The sequence below is a fragment of the Lutibacter sp. genome (genome assembly GCF_021647475.1).
Lineage (GTDB): Bacteria > Bacteroidota > Bacteroidia > Flavobacteriales > Flavobacteriaceae > Lutibacter.
Genome location: NZ_JAKIUR010000014.1, coordinates 1 through 18,373, shown reverse-complemented (window position 1 = coordinate 18,373; position 18,373 = coordinate 1). Strand labels below are relative to the sequence as shown.

The following is an 18,373-nucleotide window of genomic DNA, read 5'->3' as shown; positions in this document are numbered from 1 at the left end:
ACGGTATCTTTTTTTGTTTTTTTTTGTTCAATTCAATTTCTTATCATACTTTAGTAGTGTTAAAAATCATTAACCCCAACAATAACAAATTGTATGAATTTTAATTTTAGACATAACACAACATTAACCTATAATACCCCACTGGTTAATAAACCTAAAAAATCATTAGGCATATTTTGTATAAAAAATAAGCCTAATGATTTTTATTTTGCTTCAAAAACCCCAAAAACCAATTATATAATTTTTTTAAATAATAGTATTTTTAGTAAGAATGGTGATTCAGTTGTGGTTACGTAATAATCCTATTTGCTAGTTATAAATTATACGTAATCACCTCTGAATTTACTAACCCCTAAAAATACAAATAACACTAACCCCAAAACCCCTAAAAATGAAACCTCTAACTTTAAAACTTTCCTTGTTGTTTTTTTTAAGTTTTGTTTTATTTTCTTGTTCAAAAGAAGATGATGGCATCTATCTTAATCAAACAGTTGAAGTAATCAATAAAAATGTTACCTATTCTAAAATTGAGAGTAACATTTTAGATCTTGTAAATGCACATAGAACAAGCATAGGACTTTCAACATTAACAAAAATGAATCTTGTTTCTGGTGTAGCAGATGGTCATACCGAATATATGATAGAAACTGGACAAATTAGCCATGATAATTTTGATGAAAGAGCCCAAGAATTAATGGATAAAGCAGGTGCAAAATCTGTTGGTGAAAATGTGGCTTATGGTTATACAACAGCTGAAAGTGTTGTAAACGGATGGCTTAACAGCCCTGAACACAAAGCAATAATTGAAAACCCTAACTTTACTCATTTTGGTATTTCAACCGAAGCAAATAGCGATGGAAGAAACTTTTTTACCCAAATGTTTATAAAAAAATAATTAAACCCTAAAAACCATTCCTATTATGAAAACCTCATCCCCACTTAAAAATAGTGAAAAATTTCATTTGACAGTAATAAAAAACAATGCTAAAGCTGAACAAAAAGCGTCTAAAAAATTATACATAAATACTTTGGCTCCAGAATTTAGCTATTTAGATAAATTAGGCAAATTAATAAAGCCAAAAAAATGCATCATGCTATAAACAAACATCTGTACCCCACAGCTGTAGTTAAGAAGTGAAATACAAATCCCCTCTTAGCATTTAATAAAAGCTTATTTAATCTAATAAAACTTCGTCCCCACATTAGTAGTTTTATTAATACGATTAAATAAGTTTTTATTTTTTATTTAACTATTAAAAATGAAATAGGATAAAAAATATCCTATTTTTGCTTTTTAAACACTAACTATTAAAAATGAAATCATTTGATATAGCCATTATTGGCTCAGGACCTGGAGGATATGTTGCCGCAATTAGATGTGCACAACTTGGATTAAAAACTTCTATTATTGAAAAATATAATACACTTGGCGGAACTTGTCTAAATGTTGGTTGTATTCCTTCAAAAGCTTTGCTAGATTCTTCTCATCATTATTTTGATGCCGTTAAGCATTTTAAAACACATGGCATTGAAATTTCTGAGTTAAAAGTAAATTTTGAGCAAATGATAACTCGTAAAAATGAAGTTGTTGCTCAAACTTCTGGAGGAATCAATTATTTAATGGATAAAAACAAAGTAACTGTTTTTCAAGGAGTTGGAAGATTTAAGGATGCTACTCATATTTCCATTAAAAAAAATGATAACAGTATTGAAGAAATTGAAGCTAAAAATACCATTATTGCAACTGGCTCAAAACCAGCTACATTACCATTTATTCAGTTAGATAAAAAAAAAATTATTACTTCAACGGAAGCCTTGAATTTAAAAGAAATCCCTAAACATTTAATGGTAATTGGTGGTGGTGTTATTGGGTTAGAATTAGGCTCGGTGTATAATCGGCTAGGCTCAAAAGTATCTATAATTGAATATATGCCAACTATAATTCCTGAAATGGATATTATGTTAGCAAAAGAATTACAAAAATCCTTAAAAAAACAAGGCATCAAATTTTATACTAGTCATAAAGTTACTGCTGTTAAAAACAATGGTGATGAGGTTGTAATAATTGCAGATGACAAAAAAGGAAATCCTCTTGAATTTGTAGGTGATTATGCTTTAATTTCAGTTGGAAGAAAACCTTATACTAAAGGATTAGGATTAGAAAATATCAAAATTCAGGTTTCCGATAAAGGTCAAATTAAAACCAATCAAAATCTTCAAACTAACATTGCGAACATTTATGCCATTGGAGATGTTGTAAAAGGAGCTATGTTGGCTCATAAAGCAGAAGAAGAAGGTATTATGGTTGCTGAAATTATTGCAGGTCAAAAACCTCATATCGATTACAATTTAATTCCTGGGGTTGTTTATACTTGGCCAGAAGTTGCTACAGTTGGTAAAACTGAAGAACAATTAAAAACTGAAGGAATTAATTACAACACAGGCACTTTTGCCATGCGTGCTTTAGGTAGAGCCAGAGCAAGTATGGATATTGACGGACAAATAAAGGTATTGGCTGATGCTAAAACTGATGAAATATTAGGCGTTCATATGATTGGTGCTAGAGCTGCAGACATGATTGCTGAAGCAGTAATTGCGATGGAATTTAGAGCTTCTTCGGAAGATATTGCTCGTTCCTCTCATGCACATCCTACTTATACCGAAGCTTTTAAAGAAGCTTGTTTAGATGTTGCCAACAGGGCTATTCATAGTTGATTTTTAGTCCTCGACAAGCTCAAGGCTGACATATACTTAAATCATGTCACACTGAGCTTGTCGAAGTGTAAAATATAATTATATATAAAAGTCCTTTCAAATTGATGGGACTTATTTATTTTTGTGTTCATGCAAAGAGTTGAAAAAACCATCAAAATTAATAATATATCAGAGTTTGAGTCAAAGTTATTGGCTTGGGCTCAAAATTTTGATATAATTTGTTGGTTAAACGGCAATAATTATCCACAAAAACACAGTAATTACGATGCCGTTTTGGCGGTTGGAGCACAAACCAAACTTTCTACAAATTATAAAAATGCTTTTCAACAATTAAAAACCTATCAATCTAATTGTAACGATTATATTTTTGGTTATTTAGGATACGATTTAAAAAATGATACAGAAAATTTAACTTCCAACAATTTTGATGGATTACATTTCCCAGATTTGTTTTTTTTTCAGCCTAAAAAGATTTTTTTTATTAAAAATAACACACTTAAAATAAGCTACTTAAAAGATTATAAAGAAGAAATTAAAAGCGATTTAAACGCTATAAAATCATTCAAAGACAAAAAATCAAAAAGCGAAAATGAAATTAAAATTAAACTTCGAATTCATGAAGATGCTTATTTTCAAAAATTGAATTCCATCTTAAATCACATTCACCGAGGAGATGTTTATGAAGTTAATTTTTGTCAGGAATTTTATGCTGAAAATGCAGTAATTAATCCGCTGAAAGTGTTTCAAAATTTAAATGAAATTTCAAAACCTCCATTTGCTGCTTTTTTTAAATTTAAGAATAACTATTTACTTTCTGCATCACCAGAAAGATATATTAAAAAAGAAGGCAATTTAGTTATTTCTCAACCCATAAAAGGAACTGCAAAAAGAGCTAAAATTGCCAATAAAGATAAAATTTTAATACAGGAATTAGCACAAAATTCAAAAGAAAGAGCCGAAAATATTATGATTGTAGATTTAGTTCGAAATGATTTATCTACAGTTGCTTTAAAAGGAACGGTAAAAGTAGATGAGCTATGTAAAGTTTACACTTTTAAACAAGTGCATCAATTAATTTCAACTATTTCATGTACCGTTGAAAATGTCCATCCAGTAACTATTTTAAAAAAAACATTCCCAATGGGAAGTATGACTGGTGCTCCAAAAATTGCGACTATGAAAATTATTGAAAAATTAGAAGAAACTAAACGAGGTTTATATTCAGGAGCAGTTGGTTATATTACTCCAAATAACGATTTCGATTTTAATGTAATTATTAGAAGTATTTTGTATAATTCTGAAAATCAATATGTTTCTTATTCTGTTGGTGGAGCAATTACTGCAAAATCGATTCCTGAAAACGAATACGAAGAATGTCTTTTAAAAGCAAAAGCTATGAAACAAGTTTTATTAAACAACAAATAATTATCTTTACAAAATGCTAACAAAATTGCAACAACATATTACTACAAACCTTCCTTTTTTAAAGGATAAAAAATTGTTAATTACCATTTCAGGAGGAATTGACAGTGTAGTTTTAACCCATTTACTTCACAAGTTAAAATTCAATATTGCATTGGCACATTGTAATTTTAAATTGAGAGGAAAAGATAGTTTTAAAGATGCTGCTTTTGTAAAAAATTTGTCTAAAACTTTAAAAATTCCTTTTTTTACCATCGAATTTGAGACTGAAAAATATGCTGAAAAGCATAAAATTTCTATTCAAATGGCTGCTCGAGATTTGCGTTATCATTGGTTTCAAAAAATTAGTGAAGAACAACATTTTGATTATGTGTTAACAGCACATCATTTAGATGATGTTTTAGAAACTTTTTTAATTAATTTAACTAGAGGAACTGGACTAAACGGATTGACTGGTATTCCTGAAATTAATGGAAATATTGTTCGCCCTTTGCTTCCTTTTTCCAGAAATGATATTTTAATTTACGCAGCCAAAAATAAATTACAATGGCGAGAAGATAAAAGTAATTCATCCACAAAATATGTTCGGAATAAAATTCGTCATAAAATAATTCCGGTTTTAAAAGAACTAAATCCTAACTTGTTAAATTCATTTGAAAACACATTAAACCATTTAAAAGGAAGCCAACAAATTAGTCAAGATTATATTAACAAAATTTATAAAAAAGTAACTGAAGAAAAGGATAATCAATTAATTTTTAACATTAACAAAATTAAAAAATTAAGCAATCCTAAAGTTTATTTGTACGAACTTTTAAAACAATACGGATTTACAGAATTTGAAGATATAACAGCTTTATTAACTGCACAAAGTGGGAAACAAGTTTTTAGTAAAACACATCGATTATTAAAAAATAGAGCAACTTTAATTTTAACTGAACTTGCTAAAAACAATAATTTAGATAGTTTTAAAATCCCTGAAAATACTTCAAAAATAAAAGAACCTATTTCTTTAAAATTTGAAACCATCACCATTCCTTTTGATACTAAAAATTATCAAAATAAAATTTTAGAAGAAGTTTTATTTGATGATAAAAACACCGTTTCTTTAGATTATGATAAAATTACATTTCCCTTAATTATTAGGAAATGGCAAAAAGGCGATTATTTTTTTCCAATAGGATTAAAAGGAAAAAAGAAAATTAGTAAGTTTTTTAAGGATGAAAAATTATCTATTACCGAAAAAGAAAACACTTGGTTATTATGCTCAAATAATCAAATAATTTGGGTAATTGGCTACCGATTAGATGATCGATTTAAAGTAACAAATTCAACAAATAAAATACTAAAAATAATTAGCTGAATTATTTAGCAATTTGCTTTCTCTTTTAAATTTTAATGTATATCTGTTTTTAGTCATTGGTTAACACGTCACCCTAAACCTGCTTGCCAGCAGGCAAGTTTATTTCAGGGTCTCACTTTATTATGTTGATTTACAATCATCATGAGATTCTGAAACAAGTTCAGAATGACGGACATTATAAATTTATGAGATTCTACACGGATATACAAAAAAAATTATTAAATTTATTCCTTATGAAATCTTATCTATTACTTTTTCTATTATTTTTATTTACGGCTAAATGTTTTTCTCAAAAAAAAATTGACAATACTGATAACCAAATTTTGCCAAAAAGCATTTACACTCCTATAATAAACGCTAATGAAATTAATAGCTCTTTTACAACCAATAATCGACTAAATTTAAAGTCATTTAAATTTGTAACGTTAGATATTCAAGATATTGAAGACGGTTATTTTTCAATTTGGTCTCAAAATATAGATAGAACACCAAGTAAGTTTATATACGAAAGCTATGTAGCTATTTATAATGATTTAAATTTGAAAAAAAGTTTTTTTAAAATTTCTGATCTATATCGGCTTCACAAATAACACATTACTTTCAAATAAATCGATTTCGTTAAATTTTAACTAAACTTATTATCCATTTAAATTAGGTTTAGTATATTTCATTTTTAAAAAGTAAACTATGCATCAAGCACCAAAATTAACACGATTTAATGAAAATGTAATGGCTAAATACCAAATTTACAATGGTATTTTTATGACTTTACCTTTTGATACTATTTTTAAAACTGGTGTTTTATTGCCATTATTCCATTCCGTTTGTAAAAAAGGATTTGCTAATAAAAAAAATCCGAAGGAAATTGTAGAAAGCTTTTTTAAAATCTATCAAGAAAACCCATCCGAAGAAAAGAAAATAAAATTATTTTTTAGATTTATACAATATATTGAGCGTCAAGTTGTACTTTTTGATGCTATTGAAGATGCTGCTTTTCCCATTGTAAATAATATGGATGGCGTGGGTACGCTGCGAAACAGTAAAGAAATGGCAGCAACTGAAAACAAATGGGAAGCACTTAAAATCCATTTACAAAAATTTAAAATAAGATTGGTGTTAACCGCACATCCTACACAATTTTACCCAGGCACAGTATTAGGAATTATTACGGATTTAACCGAAGCCATAAAGCAAAATAATTTGCTACAAATAAATCAATTATTAGCACAATTAGGAATAACGCCATTTTTTAAGCATCAAAAACCTTCTCCGTTTGATGAAGCAGTTAATTTAATTTGGTATTTAGAAAATGTTTTTTATCACGCTGCATCAGCCGTTTATAATTATATTCAAAGTAATATTTTAGATAATAAAACCAACCCAAACGAAATTATAAATTTAGGATTTTGGCCAGGTGGCGATAGAGATGGAAATCCTTTTGTAACTACAGAAATTACCTTAAAAGTTGCGGAAAGATTAAAACAGGCCGTACTTAAAAATTACTATAAGGATTTACGAAATTTAAAACGACGTTTAACCTTTAAAGGTATTGAAGAAATTATTACAAAATTAGAAAATAATATTTTTAAAAATAGTGTAAATCCAAAGCTAAACACCTTAATGCCACTTGCGGATTTTAAGAAAAAACTGTTAACTATTAAACAATTATTAGTTGACAACTACCAATCTATTTATTTAGATAAAATTGAAGATTTTATTAATAAGGTTCATTTGTTTGGGTACCATTTTGCTAGTTTAGATATTAGACAAGATAGCCGAGTGCATCATAATGTTTTTGCTCAAATAGTTAAAGAATTACAACAACATGGTTCTACTATTTTTAGTAATAATTATTTGAATCTTCCTGAAAAAGAACAACTAACCGTATTATCAAAAGTATCAAGTAATGTTGATATTTCTATTTTTAAAAATGAAATGGTTCAGAAAACCTTAGGTTCAATTCAAGCCATTAAAAAAATTCAACAAAAAAACGGAGAACTTGGTGCAAATAGATACATTATAAGCAATAACCAAACAGCTTTAAATGTTATGGAAACCTTTGCTATGTTTAAAATATCTGGATTTGGTAATAATCTTCCGGTAGATATTGTTCCTCTTTTTGAAACCGTTGAAGATTTAGAAAATGCCGCAAACGTAATGGAACAACTCTACAGTAATACCGCCTATAAAAAACATTTAAAAGATAGAAAAAATAAACAAACCATTATGCTCGGCTTTTCAGACGGCACAAAAGATGGTGGCTATTTAATGGCAAACTGGGGTATTTTTAAAGCGAAAGAAAACCTTACAAAAATTTCAAGAGAATTTGGTATTACGGTACTGTTTTTTGATGGTCGTGGTGGTCCACCTGCCCGTGGTGGTGGTAAAACAAATAAATTTTATGCTTCCTTAGGACCAACTATTGAAGATGAAGAAATTCAATTAACCGTTCAAGGTCAAACTATTAGCTCTAAATTTGGAACTTTAGAAGCTTCGCAATACAATATAGAACAACTATTAAGTGCAGGAATTTCAAATAATTTGTACAGTAACTCAAGTCATAAAATGACTGAGAGCCAAATAAATATTATGAATAATTTGGCGAAAACCAGCTACCAAGCTTATGTAGATTTTAAAAATCATCCAAAATTTTTACCTTATTTAGAGCATATGAGCACCTTAAAATATTATGCAAAAACTAATATTGGAAGTCGCCCATCAAAACGCTCTAAAAGCGATAGTTTAAATTTTTCTGATTTAAGAGCAATTCCTTTTGTAGGTTCATGGAGTCAATTAAAACAAAATGTACCTGGATTTTTTGGAGTTGGAACCGCCTTAAAAAAATATGAAGACGCTGGAGAATTTGAAAAACTAAAAGAATTTTATAAAAATTCCGACTTTTTTAAAGCCTTAATAGGAAATAGTATGATGGCACTTTCTAAATCATTTTTTGAGCTAACAAAATACATGGAAAATGATGAAGAATTTGGTGAGTTTTGGAAACTTATTTATAAAGAATATCAGACTTCAAAAAGATTGATTCTTAAACTTGCAGATTACTCAAAATTAATGCAAAATAATCCAGTTGGTAAAGCATCTATTGATATGAGAGAAGAAATTGTTTTGCCATTATTAACTATTCAACAATACGCTTTACTTAAAATTCAAGAACTTCAAAAAGAGAAAAATCCAGATATTGAAGCTATTAAAGTGTATGAAAAAATGGTAACACGTTCTTTATTTGGAAATATTAATGCCAGTAGAAATTCTGCCTAATTATGAAAACATCCAACCTTTCATCTTCTGAATATGCACCTTTTTATGAAAGCTATATAGTTACTTTAGGCGAAGTAGATTTAATGGAAATTTTGACCAAATCTCATACATTATTAATTGAAACCCTAATTAAAATCCCTGAAGAAAAATTAAATTATAGCTATACAAAAGGCAAATGGACTATAAAAGAAATTTTACAACATTTAATTGATACTGAACGCATTTTAAGTTATAGAGCTCTACGATTTTCAAGAAATGATAACACAAATCTTCCTGGTTATAATGAAGATTTTTACGTTGAAAATTCAAATGGCAAAACACGTTCTAAAGAAAGTTTAATAAACGAATTTTCTTTAGTTAGAAATGCTACTATTGCTTTATTTAAAAGTTTTTCTGAAGAGATGCTAACTAATATTGGCACTGCTAATAAAAGTAACATGAGTGTTAGAGCATTAGGATTTATAATTGCGGGGCATCAAATGCATCATTTAAAAGTGATACAAGAAAAATATCTTTAATCCTTTTTATCTAAAAAGAAAATCTCGTTTACATTTTTATTTACAATCTGCGAAATTTTCAATGCCAAAACTGTTGAAGGCACATATTTATTTAACTCCATTGCGTTAATGGTTTGTCTGCTCACACCTATCATTTCAGCTAACTTAGCTTGAGTTAAATTTAGCTTTGCTCGTTCAACTTTTAGATTATTCTTCATTGCTAATCAAACTTTTAGTTTTGTATAACAAAAAATGAAAACGAATAATAAAAAAGAATAAAATGGTAAACATGTTAAAAATCATCACATTAAAAAACGCCATATCAAACACAAAAATAACCGCTAACAACAAAACAATATAATTAACATAAGTTGCCCAAATTAAAGATTCCATTCTAATTTTAGAAATATATTCATCTTCCTCTTTAGTTTCAGAAAAAGAAACTAAAATACCACCAACTATTATCAAAATTGAAGCAATTTCATCAGCAACATTATTTAATCCCCAAGCAAAGGATTTTGTCGAAGAAAAAATAGCAGGTCTTCCAAAAATTGAAAAAACGTTTATTTTCCAATTTGGGTAATCAAAATTATTTATCAATAAAATAATTCCCAAAACAATTCCAACACTAAATAAAATCCAACCAAAAGGTTTAAGCTTATGCGAAAATAAATATTTTGATTTCATAAATTATATTTTTATTTACCCATTGTGCATTATGATAAAATTTCGTCAATTCGAGTGAATTTTAGCCTTTTTAGGCTTAAAATTAGTATCGAGAATAGTTTTTTATTTAAAAACAGCCGTTCTCAATACAATTTTTTATCAAAAATTACCTGCCTTGCCGTCAGGCAGGCTCGAACTGACATAACCAGTAAGTTTAGAGAATCAAAATACACAACGAGTTTTATTTTTTAAATGTAAAGTATTTTTTACTTTTAGACAAATATTTTTTACAATTAGTTTTAATCCCATTTAAAATAATTATATTTGAAGTAGCTAAATAATCAACTATTTCAAATGCGTTTATTCAAAAAGATTTTTATTGCTTTAGTACTCGTTATTTTCATTCTTTTTATAGGGATTTGGTGGTATTTAAACAGCTTAAAACCAACCTATGAAGGCAATTTGTCTTTAAGTGGAATTCAAAATGAAACTACTGTTTATTTTGATGATTACGGCATACCTCATATTTATGCACAAAATCAAGAAGATGCAATGACGGCTTTAGGTTATGTGCATGCACAAGATCGTTTATTTCAAATGGAACTTATTAGAAGGATTGCTCCAGGACGGCTTTCTGAAATATTTGGAGATAAAATGCTTAAAAATGATAAATTTTTTATCAGCTTAGGCATAGAACAAACATCCGAAAAAACAGTAAAAAATATTGATAAAAATAGCGAAAGCTATAAACTTTGTATTGCATATTTAAATGGCGTAAATCAATATATTAAAAATGGACCAACTCCAATAGAATTTTCTTTAATTGGAATTGAAAAGGAGCAATATACACTTAAAGATATCTACAATATTGCAGGTTTTATGGCATTTAGTTTTGCAATGGCTCAAAAAACAGATCCATTATTAACGGTTTTAAAAGAAAAATTAGGTGAAAAATACATTAAAGATTTACCGATTAATACTAGTCCAAATGCTACAATAATTAAAACTACAAAACAAGATATTAAAATCTATGAAGAAATGGTTACTGGCATTAATGAAATTATGGGGAAAACTCTTGTTTCTCCTTTTATTGGCAGCAATAGTTGGGTAGTTTCTGCAAAAAAAACGAGTACAGGTAAGGTATTATTTGCAAACGACCCACACATGAAATATTCACAACCGGCTGTTTGGTATGAAGCACATATTTCAACTCCCAATTTCAAATTGTATGGTTATTATATTGCCGGAATCCCTTTTCCATTGTTAGGGCACAATAGAAATTATGCATACGGACTTACCATGTTTGAAAATGATGATCTTGATTTTTATCAAGAAAAAAATAATCCTACCAATAAAAATCAATATAAAACTCCTAATGGCTATGCTGATTATAAAACCTTTACTAAAACAATAAAAGTAAAAAACGCAAAAGATGTTACCATTGAAGTTAAAAATACACGTCATGGTCTAATAATAAATGCTGTTATTGATAATAATTTATCTGGAAATAGTCCAATTGCTATGAGTTGGGTTTATACAAAATTAGATATAGAATTATTAAACGCTTTTTACACCATTTCAAGGGCAACTAAAATGAGTGATGTAAAAAAAGGAGCTTCATTAATAACCGCACCTGGATTAAATATTATGTATGGTGATACGAAAGGAAATATTGCTTGGTGGGCATCGGCAAAACTGTATAAATTAAAATCAAACGCTAGTAGAAAATTCATTTTAGATGGTGCTTCAGGTAAAGATGATATTGCCAGATACCTAGATTTTTCTGAAAATCCTATGGCTGAAAATCCATCTTGGAACTACGTATATTCCGCTAATAACCAACCAGATAGCATTGCAAATATATTATATCCTGGGTATTACGTTCCAGAAGACCGAGCAAAACGTATTGTACAATTATTAAAACCCAAAAACGATTGGTCAAAACAAGATTTTGCAGAAATGATTAATGATGTAACTTCATCTGTTTCACCTACCATTGTTAAAGAATTATATACCAGCATCCAAAATGATTCCCTGTCTAAAACCGAACAAAAAGCACTATCAATCCTTAAAAAATGGGATGGTTCAAACACTATTAAATCGGTTGCTCCAACCATCTATAATAAATTTATTTATCAATATTTAAAAAACACTTTTAAAGATGAAATGGGAGCAAAAATGTTTACTCAATTTTTAAAAACTCATTTATCCAAAAGAACCATCGCTTCTCAAATTAATAAAGACAAATCTGTTTGGTGGGATGATGTTACCACTAAAAATAACATTGAAACTAAAGAAAATATCCTTTTAAAATCATTTAAAGAAGCTATCCTAACCTTAAAAAAACAATTAGGAGATAATTTAAACGAATGGCATTGGGGAGATGTTCAAACTTTAGAGCATAAGCACCCATTAGGAACCATTTCCTATTTAAGAAAATATTTTAATGTAGGTCCTTTTCCAATAAATGGAGCTAAAGCTGTAATCAATAATAGAGATTTTGATTATACTGATTCTGGTTTATATGATGTATTTGCAGGGCCTTCCACCAGAAGAATAATAGATTTTTCGGATGTTGAAAACAGCATAAGTATTTCGCCAACAGGTGAGTCTGGTAATTTTTTAAGTAAGCATTATAAAGATCAAGCCCTAATGTATAATCAAGGAAAATTTCGTAAAATGAAAATGAATAAAAAAGAAATTATTTCAGTAGCTACTAAACTAACTTTTTCACCAAAAAAATGAATAAAAGAATCACCATAAAACAAATTGCAAAAGCGTTAAGCGTTTCTATTTCTACCGTTTCAAAAGCACTTAACGATAGTTATGAAATTAGTGATGAAACTAAGAAAAAAATTAAAGAATATGCTAAACTTCATCATTACAAACCAAATACGCTAGCTCTTAGTTTACAAAATAAAAAAACCAAAACAATTGGTATTATTATACCAAACATATTAAGTCACTTTTTTGCAAAAGTTTTAAGTGGTATTGAAACCGTAGCAACCAAACAAGGTTATAATATTATCACCTGCATCACCAACGAATCTTATGAAAAAGAAAAACATACTATTGAAACATTATCCAACGGAACAATTGACGGATTTATAGCTTGTATTTCTGAAGAAACCTTAAAACTTGGAAAATTTGATCACTTTAATAATGTAATTGCAGAAGGAACTCCTATTGTTTTATACGATAGAGTACACAAAGATATTGTTTGTGATAAAATAGTTATTGATAATGTAAAAACCGCCTATAAAGCAACACGATTTTTAATGCGTTCCAACTGCCAAAACATTGCTTTAATTTCTACAATTGATGGACTAAACGTTGGCAAATTCAGAGCAAAAGGATATGAGAAAGCACTCACTAAATATGGTATTGTACCAAATAAAGACTTAATAATTAGGCTAGAAAACAATGACCAAGTAAAAGAACGTATTGAAAAAATGATAGATAACCATAAAGTAGATGGCATTTTTACAATAGACGAAACTTCAGCAGCCATAGCCGCTCAAGTTTTAAATGCCCGAAATATAAAAGTTCCTGATGATATTTCTATTATTGGCTTTACTAACGGAATTTTATCAAAACATAGCGTAATTCCATTAACTACTGTAAATCAATTTGGAGTAAAAATTGGAGAACAAGCAGCAATTAGATTAATAAACAAATTAGAAGATAAAATAGATTTTGATGATATACGCACCGAAATTATAAGAACAGAGTTAATTGAAAGAGATTCAACAAAAAAATTGTATATAAAGTTCTAAATTTTAAAATAAAAAATATGCTAGTGAAAATTTATGGAAGCGCCGTTTTCGGCGTGGAAGCCACCACTATTACTGTTGAAGTAAATATTGATAAAGGTATTGGTTATCACCTAGTTGGCTTGCCTGACAATGCTATTAAAGAAAGTAGTTATCGAATTTCCGCAGCTTTAAATAATAATGGTTATAAATTACCCGGTAAAAAAATTACCATAAATATGGCACCTGCTGATTTACGTAAAGAAGGTTCAGCATACGATTTAACTTTAGCCATTGGAATATTGGCAGCTTCAAACCAAATTAAATCCACTAAAATTGGTGATTATTTAATTATGGGTGAATTATCTTTAGATGGAAGTTTACAACCCATTAGAGGGGCATTACCTATTGCAATTAAAGCACGTGAAGAAGGTTTTAAAGGATTTATATTGCCAAAACAAAATGCAAAAGAAGCTGGTATTGTTGATACTTTAGATGTTTATGGCGTTGAAAATATTACCGAAGTAACCCAATTTTTTGATGGGAAAAAAATTCTGGAAAAAACCATTGTTGATACTCGAAAAGAATTTTATAACAACTTAGAACATCCAGAATTTGATTTTTCAGATGTAAAAGGACAAGAATCGGTAAAAAGATCTATGGAAATTGCTGCAGCCGGCGGGCATAACATCATATTAATTGGACCTCCAGGAAGTGGAAAAACCATGTTAAGCAAACGATTGCCTTCCATTTTACCACCAATGACTTTACAAGAAGCACTAGAAACCACAAAAATACATTCTGTAGTAGGAAAAGTTAAGGAAGCAGGCTTAATGGGACAACGTCCTTTTAGGTCTCCACATCATACTATATCTGATGTTGCTTTAGTAGGTGGTGGACAATATCCTCAGCCAGGGGAAATATCTTTAGCTCATAATGGTGTTTTATTTTTAGATGAATTACCCGAATTTAAGCGAACCGTTTTAGAAGTGATGAGGCAGCCTTTAGAAGATAGAGAAGTTACCATTTCAAGAGCGAAATTCACCGTTACCTACCCAAGCAGTTTTATGTTGGTGGCTAGTATGAATCCTAGTCCAAGTGGTTATTTTAACGATCCTGATGCACCAGTTACTTCCTCCCCATCAGAAATGCAACGCTATTTAAGTAAAATTTCGGGACCGCTATTAGATAGAATTGATATTCATATTGAAGTAAACCCTGTTCCTTTTGAAAAATTATCTGAAGACCGACCAAGCGAATCAAGTTCAACAATCAGAGAAAGAGTTACCAAAGCAAGAGACATTCAATCAGAACGATTTACAGATTATAAAAACATTCATTATAATGCCCAAATGAATGTTAAACAAATTAAAAAGTATTGTAAATTAAGTGATGAAAGTAAAAACTTACTTAAAAATGCGATGGAGCGTTTAAATTTATCTGCTAGAGCTTATGATAGAATTTTAAAAGTATCACGTACCATAGCAGATTTAGAAGGTTCTGCAACTATATCATCAAATCATATTTCTGAAGCAATCCAATATAGAAGCTTAGATAGAGAAGGTTGGTTAGGATAATTTATTTATTTTTTATTTATTTTCCCATTTAATGATAAAAGTCAGTGTTTGAGTGGTTAGAACTTCTTAAATTTGCTGTATAATTACTTACTTAACACGTTTAAGTAATGTTTTTGATTTTTTTAGTTAGTAGTAAAAAAAAGAAGAGAACCTTGAGTTCTCTTCTTTTTTATTTTAAATCACTTCTAAAAAGTTATTCTATAAACTAACTTAACAACAGCACTACTAGTTTCTGGTTTTAAATAATTTATTTTTTTAATAGGTTCATTGTATCCAATATTATAAGCGAAATAAAAATCAGATCCTACTTTTGGTATCCAATGCAGTCTGGTATTATAAATCATAACCTCGTCTAAACTATTATATTGACCAAATAAAGAAAAGTTTAGTTTAGTTGTAAAGGAATAATTTATATAGGAATCTATTTCATTTGTAATAACTTCTCCTTGTGGTAAATCTACCTTATTTATTGAATAGCTAGTATTTAAATTTAAATGTTTATTAAAGTTTAAACCAAATTCAATTTCAAAAGTTTTAATTTTTCCAGTATAAAAATCTCCAAAATTGTAGAGTAATGAAATCCAAATTTTACGAGATTTATAGGTTTCAAACTGAAATTCATAATTATACATCCAGTATTTACCTATTGGAATGCTAATGGCATCCGTTAAATTAAAATTATTATCTAACCGATCATAATTTTGAATAAAGTTAATCTCAAAACGCTCACCAGACTTAAATACAGCTCCAAGCGGTCTGGTTTCATTTGATAAGCTTTCCAGTTCTCCTGTAGTAAAGGTTTTATACATGGTAAGCCCCCAAGGTTTAAATAACATTCGTTTTACGCCTAGGTTTGAGAACCACCTTGGTGATATTCTTAAATTCCAAGTATATGAATTATAATTTGTCCTTCTAATATAGCCTAACTCAGGATTAAAATTTGGTTGCATACTACCAATAGCCATAAAATTATCAATTAAGTCATTTGGGTAATCTATAGCTATTCGATAAGTAAGTGCATCATTTTGGTTATTAAAATTTTCTAAACTTGTAGTAATTTTACCTGAAATTGATAGATTTTTATTCTTTAAAAATTTTGAAGTTTGATATAAGGCATCTAAACCAATTACCTGATTTGAGTGTTTGCCATTAATTACATTGGTTAAAATTCCGCCAATATATGATTGCGTTCCAAGATCTCTTTTATATCTTAAAACCGTATTATTTGTTGTTGGTATTGAATCAATTTTTGATTCTTGAATATTTAAAAATCCAATATTATTTTTTCCTATTTTACCAAACAATCTTGCTCCGGCTATAATGTCAACTTGTTTTCCATTTTTAGCACCTAATGTTCTAGAATAAAAAGCATTATTACGATCTCCTAAATAGTAACTATAATAATTAAAACCTTCTAAAAAAAATTGTCTTTTCTCAGGATAAAAAACATTAAATCGTGATAAATTAACAGGGATTTTATCTGATTCAACCTGTGCAAAATCAGTAGAAGTTGTTAAATTAAATTTTAGTGTAGGAGAAATACTTACATTTAAATCTCCTCCTATTTTATGTAAATTTTTTTTGTCATTCCCATTTTTTTGCCAGCCTATTAAACCATAAGGTTTAAATTCAAATTTTTTAGCGTATGAAATATCTGAAATACCTGTAAGTTTTCCCGCTTTTACCACTGCATATATAGAGTTATCTCTAGACCAACCTTGCCACAAATCCTGTTCGTTTTTTGAAACAATATCTCGTTCAAAATTAACCGCCCAATTTAAAATACTTCCTTTTTTAAACTGAAGCGTACTAAATGGTATTTCCACTTCGGCAAACCATCCTTTGTCTGTAACTGTAGTTTTAACATCCCAAACCCCGTTCCAATCTTCATTACCATCTCCACCTCCAAAAATTTGAATATCTGCCCTTGCACCATTAGGATTTATAACAAATAAATAACCATTTCTATTATCATCAAAAGGACTTATCATTATCTGAAAGTTATCATCCGTTTGGTAATCAAAATCGGTACTCATATTTTTAGCCACAATTTTACTGACATCTTTTTGGTAACACCAAACACCGACATAAAGCGTATGTTGATTATAAACTATGGCGGTTTCTGTTTTTTCAGTTGCTAAAAATCCAAAATTAAGTTCTCTTTGCGTAAAATTACTAATATGAGGTGCTTTTTGCCAGATAGCTTCATTCAGCTCTCCATCAAATTTTATGGTTCCTTTAATTTTTATAGCCTTTATTTTACTAGGATTTGAGTGTTGTGCAAATAATGATTGTTTTGAATTTAGCAAACCTAAAATCAAGAAAATCAAACCTATAAAGTTTCTCATTTTATGAATTGATTTTTCAAAAAATTTAATCAAAAAATATGTTCTAAATAAACAATTATATATTGTTGAAATCTTTTTCAACTTTCTGTTATATTTTACTCTAAAGTACTACTTTTTTTAAATACAATTTAGTAAAATAGATGTCAATTTTAATAAATTTAAAAGTGATGAATCAATCTGAAAATCATTTTTTTAAAGAAATTATTTTTCAAATTTTTTTTAATAAAATGAGTTAATATAACAATTATTCAATGAAGTATTTATCTTATTTGGACAGCAACAGGGCAAACTCACACTTTTATTTTCAATATCCTTAATAAATAGTCTTCATCCCAAGCCGCTTTGAGTCTTTTGCTTTTAACCGACAGTTTTTTAGTTTGTTCATTTTTCAGGAGGTTCAAGGCTATTTTTAGCAATACGGAATAATTTTGTGCTGCATTTTTATTTCTTTTTCTAGAAGCATCTTCAGAGAAAGCAACATCAAGAGTCCAATGTAACTTATTCTCAATAGCCCAATGAGAACGGATTGAAGTTTGAAATATGCTTGCGCTATCCTTTAAATTTGAGATGTAATAACGTGTTGCTTTCTCTGTTGCTTTCTCACTATTTTTAAATTCCCTAATACTTTCTATTCTTATGATGCTCGTTAAGTTTTTCCAAGGATTTTGATTTTCAATAAACTTAAAATCAGTAATAACACTACAAGTTCTAGTTTCAATTCTTCCATGTCCTAAATCTTGATCAGTATTAATATCTA

The 18,373-nt window shown here is 28.8% G+C and carries 15 protein-coding genes; 11 read left to right on the top strand and 4 right to left on the bottom strand.

Annotated features, from left to right (window positions below; genetic code table 11):
- Positions 1-391 precede the first annotated feature (391 nt).
- From L3J60_RS05035 to L3J60_RS05000, 8 genes are all read left to right on the top strand, one after another.
- On the top strand, positions 392-895 hold the full coding sequence (locus tag L3J60_RS05035) for a CAP domain-containing protein (protein WP_291974400.1): 504 nt from the start codon (positions 392-394) through the stop codon (positions 893-895).
- Between the two features lie 25 nt (positions 896-920).
- Positions 921-1,100 (top strand): hypothetical protein, encoded by a 180-nt coding sequence (locus L3J60_RS05030; protein WP_291974399.1) that lies wholly within the window; start codon positions 921-923, stop codon positions 1,098-1,100.
- Between the two features lie 214 nt (positions 1,101-1,314).
- Positions 1,315-2,715, top strand: a complete 1,401-nt coding sequence (gene lpdA / locus L3J60_RS05025; RefSeq protein ID WP_291974398.1) for a dihydrolipoyl dehydrogenase — start codon at positions 1,315-1,317, stop codon at positions 2,713-2,715.
- Positions 2,716-2,844: 129 nt separating this feature from the next.
- Entirely contained in the window at positions 2,845-4,140 is a 1,296-nt protein-coding gene (locus tag L3J60_RS05020; RefSeq protein ID WP_291974397.1) for an anthranilate synthase component I family protein, read from the top strand.
- A gap of 13 nt (positions 4,141-4,153) precedes the next feature.
- Positions 4,154-5,500 (top strand): tRNA lysidine(34) synthetase TilS, encoded by a 1,347-nt coding sequence (tilS, locus tag L3J60_RS05015; protein ID WP_291974396.1) that lies wholly within the window; start codon positions 4,154-4,156, stop codon positions 5,498-5,500.
- Positions 5,501-5,733: 233 nt separating this feature from the next.
- Positions 5,734-6,090, top strand: coding sequence for a hypothetical protein (locus tag L3J60_RS05010; RefSeq protein WP_291974395.1), 357 nt, complete (start codon positions 5,734-5,736; stop codon positions 6,088-6,090).
- A gap of 97 nt (positions 6,091-6,187) precedes the next feature.
- Entirely contained in the window at positions 6,188-8,776 is a 2,589-nt protein-coding gene (locus tag L3J60_RS05005) for a phosphoenolpyruvate carboxylase (protein WP_291974394.1), read from the top strand.
- A gap of 2 nt (positions 8,777-8,778) precedes the next feature.
- Positions 8,779-9,294: a DinB family protein gene (locus L3J60_RS05000; RefSeq protein ID WP_291974393.1), complete on the top strand. Its 516-nt coding sequence runs from the start codon at positions 8,779-8,781 to the stop codon at positions 9,292-9,294.
- Here L3J60_RS05000 and L3J60_RS04995 read toward each other — a convergent pair.
- A complete protein-coding gene (locus L3J60_RS04995; RefSeq protein ID WP_291974392.1) occupies positions 9,291-9,491 on the bottom strand; it encodes a helix-turn-helix transcriptional regulator in 201 nt (66 codons plus the stop codon). The genes L3J60_RS05000 and L3J60_RS04995 overlap by 4 nt on opposite strands.
- Positions 9,481-9,960, bottom strand: coding sequence for a hypothetical protein (locus L3J60_RS04990; RefSeq protein ID WP_291974391.1), 480 nt, complete (start codon positions 9,958-9,960; stop codon positions 9,481-9,483). The genes L3J60_RS04995 and L3J60_RS04990 overlap by 11 nt, the downstream gene beginning before the upstream one ends.
- A 333-nt stretch (positions 9,961-10,293) precedes the next feature.
- Between L3J60_RS04990 and L3J60_RS04985 the strand changes: the two genes are divergently transcribed.
- Genes L3J60_RS04985 through L3J60_RS04975 form a run of 3 tightly spaced genes read left to right on the top strand, consistent with a single transcriptional unit; the run spans position 10,294 to position 15,268 of the window.
- Positions 10,294-12,684 (top strand): penicillin acylase family protein, encoded by a 2,391-nt coding sequence (locus tag L3J60_RS04985; RefSeq protein ID WP_291974390.1) that lies wholly within the window; start codon positions 10,294-10,296, stop codon positions 12,682-12,684.
- Positions 12,681-13,715, top strand: coding sequence for a LacI family DNA-binding transcriptional regulator (locus L3J60_RS04980; protein ID WP_291974389.1), 1,035 nt, complete (start codon positions 12,681-12,683; stop codon positions 13,713-13,715). Before L3J60_RS04985 ends, L3J60_RS04980 begins: the two co-directional genes overlap by 4 nt.
- 17 nt (positions 13,716-13,732) lie before the next feature.
- The gene (locus L3J60_RS04975) at positions 13,733-15,268 is read left to right on the top strand and encodes a YifB family Mg chelatase-like AAA ATPase (RefSeq protein ID WP_291974388.1); all 1,536 of its coding nucleotides are present in this window, start codon (positions 13,733-13,735) and stop codon (positions 15,266-15,268) included.
- Positions 15,269-15,453: 185 nt separating this feature from the next.
- On the opposite strand, the gene L3J60_RS04970 is transcribed toward L3J60_RS04975, so the two are convergent.
- Both L3J60_RS04970 and L3J60_RS04965 read right to left on the bottom strand, forming a co-directional pair.
- Positions 15,454-17,616, bottom strand: coding sequence for a DUF5916 domain-containing protein (locus L3J60_RS04970; RefSeq protein ID WP_291974387.1), 2,163 nt, complete (start codon positions 17,614-17,616; stop codon positions 15,454-15,456).
- A gap of 290 nt (positions 17,617-17,906) precedes the next feature.
- The coding region (locus tag L3J60_RS04965) for an ISAs1 family transposase (protein WP_291974386.1) at positions 17,907-18,373 on the bottom strand (467 nt) is incomplete at its 5' end.

What these genes read in the sequence shown, in the direction of transcription:
- L3J60_RS05035 (WP_291974400.1), top strand. Translation starts at nt 392, where the DNA reads ATGAAACCTCTAACTTTAAAACTTTCCTTGTTGTTTTTTTTAAGTTTT.
- L3J60_RS05030 (WP_291974399.1), top strand. Translation starts at nt 921, where the DNA reads ATGAAAACCTCATCCCCACTTAAAAATAGTGAAAAATTTCATTTGACA.
- lpdA (WP_291974398.1), top strand. Translation starts at nt 1,315, where the DNA reads ATGAAATCATTTGATATAGCCATTATTGGCTCAGGACCTGGAGGATAT.
- L3J60_RS05020 (WP_291974397.1), top strand. Translation starts at nt 2,845, where the DNA reads ATGCAAAGAGTTGAAAAAACCATCAAAATTAATAATATATCAGAGTTT.
- tilS (WP_291974396.1), top strand. Translation starts at nt 4,154, where the DNA reads ATGCTAACAAAATTGCAACAACATATTACTACAAACCTTCCTTTTTTA.
- L3J60_RS05010 (WP_291974395.1), top strand. Translation starts at nt 5,734, where the DNA reads ATGAAATCTTATCTATTACTTTTTCTATTATTTTTATTTACGGCTAAA.
- L3J60_RS05005 (WP_291974394.1), top strand. Translation starts at nt 6,188, where the DNA reads ATGCATCAAGCACCAAAATTAACACGATTTAATGAAAATGTAATGGCT.
- L3J60_RS05000 (WP_291974393.1), top strand. Translation starts at nt 8,779, where the DNA reads ATGAAAACATCCAACCTTTCATCTTCTGAATATGCACCTTTTTATGAA.
- L3J60_RS04995 (WP_291974392.1), bottom strand. Translation starts at nt 9,491, where the DNA reads ATGAAGAATAATCTAAAAGTTGAACGAGCAAAGCTAAATTTAACTCAA.
- L3J60_RS04990 (WP_291974391.1), bottom strand. Translation starts at nt 9,960, where the DNA reads ATGAAATCAAAATATTTATTTTCGCATAAGCTTAAACCTTTTGGTTGG.
- L3J60_RS04985 (WP_291974390.1), top strand. Translation starts at nt 10,294, where the DNA reads ATGCGTTTATTCAAAAAGATTTTTATTGCTTTAGTACTCGTTATTTTC.
- L3J60_RS04980 (WP_291974389.1), top strand. Translation starts at nt 12,681, where the DNA reads ATGAATAAAAGAATCACCATAAAACAAATTGCAAAAGCGTTAAGCGTT.
- L3J60_RS04975 (WP_291974388.1), top strand. Translation starts at nt 13,733, where the DNA reads ATGCTAGTGAAAATTTATGGAAGCGCCGTTTTCGGCGTGGAAGCCACC.
- L3J60_RS04970 (WP_291974387.1), bottom strand. Translation starts at nt 17,616, where the DNA reads ATGAGAAACTTTATAGGTTTGATTTTCTTGATTTTAGGTTTGCTAAAT.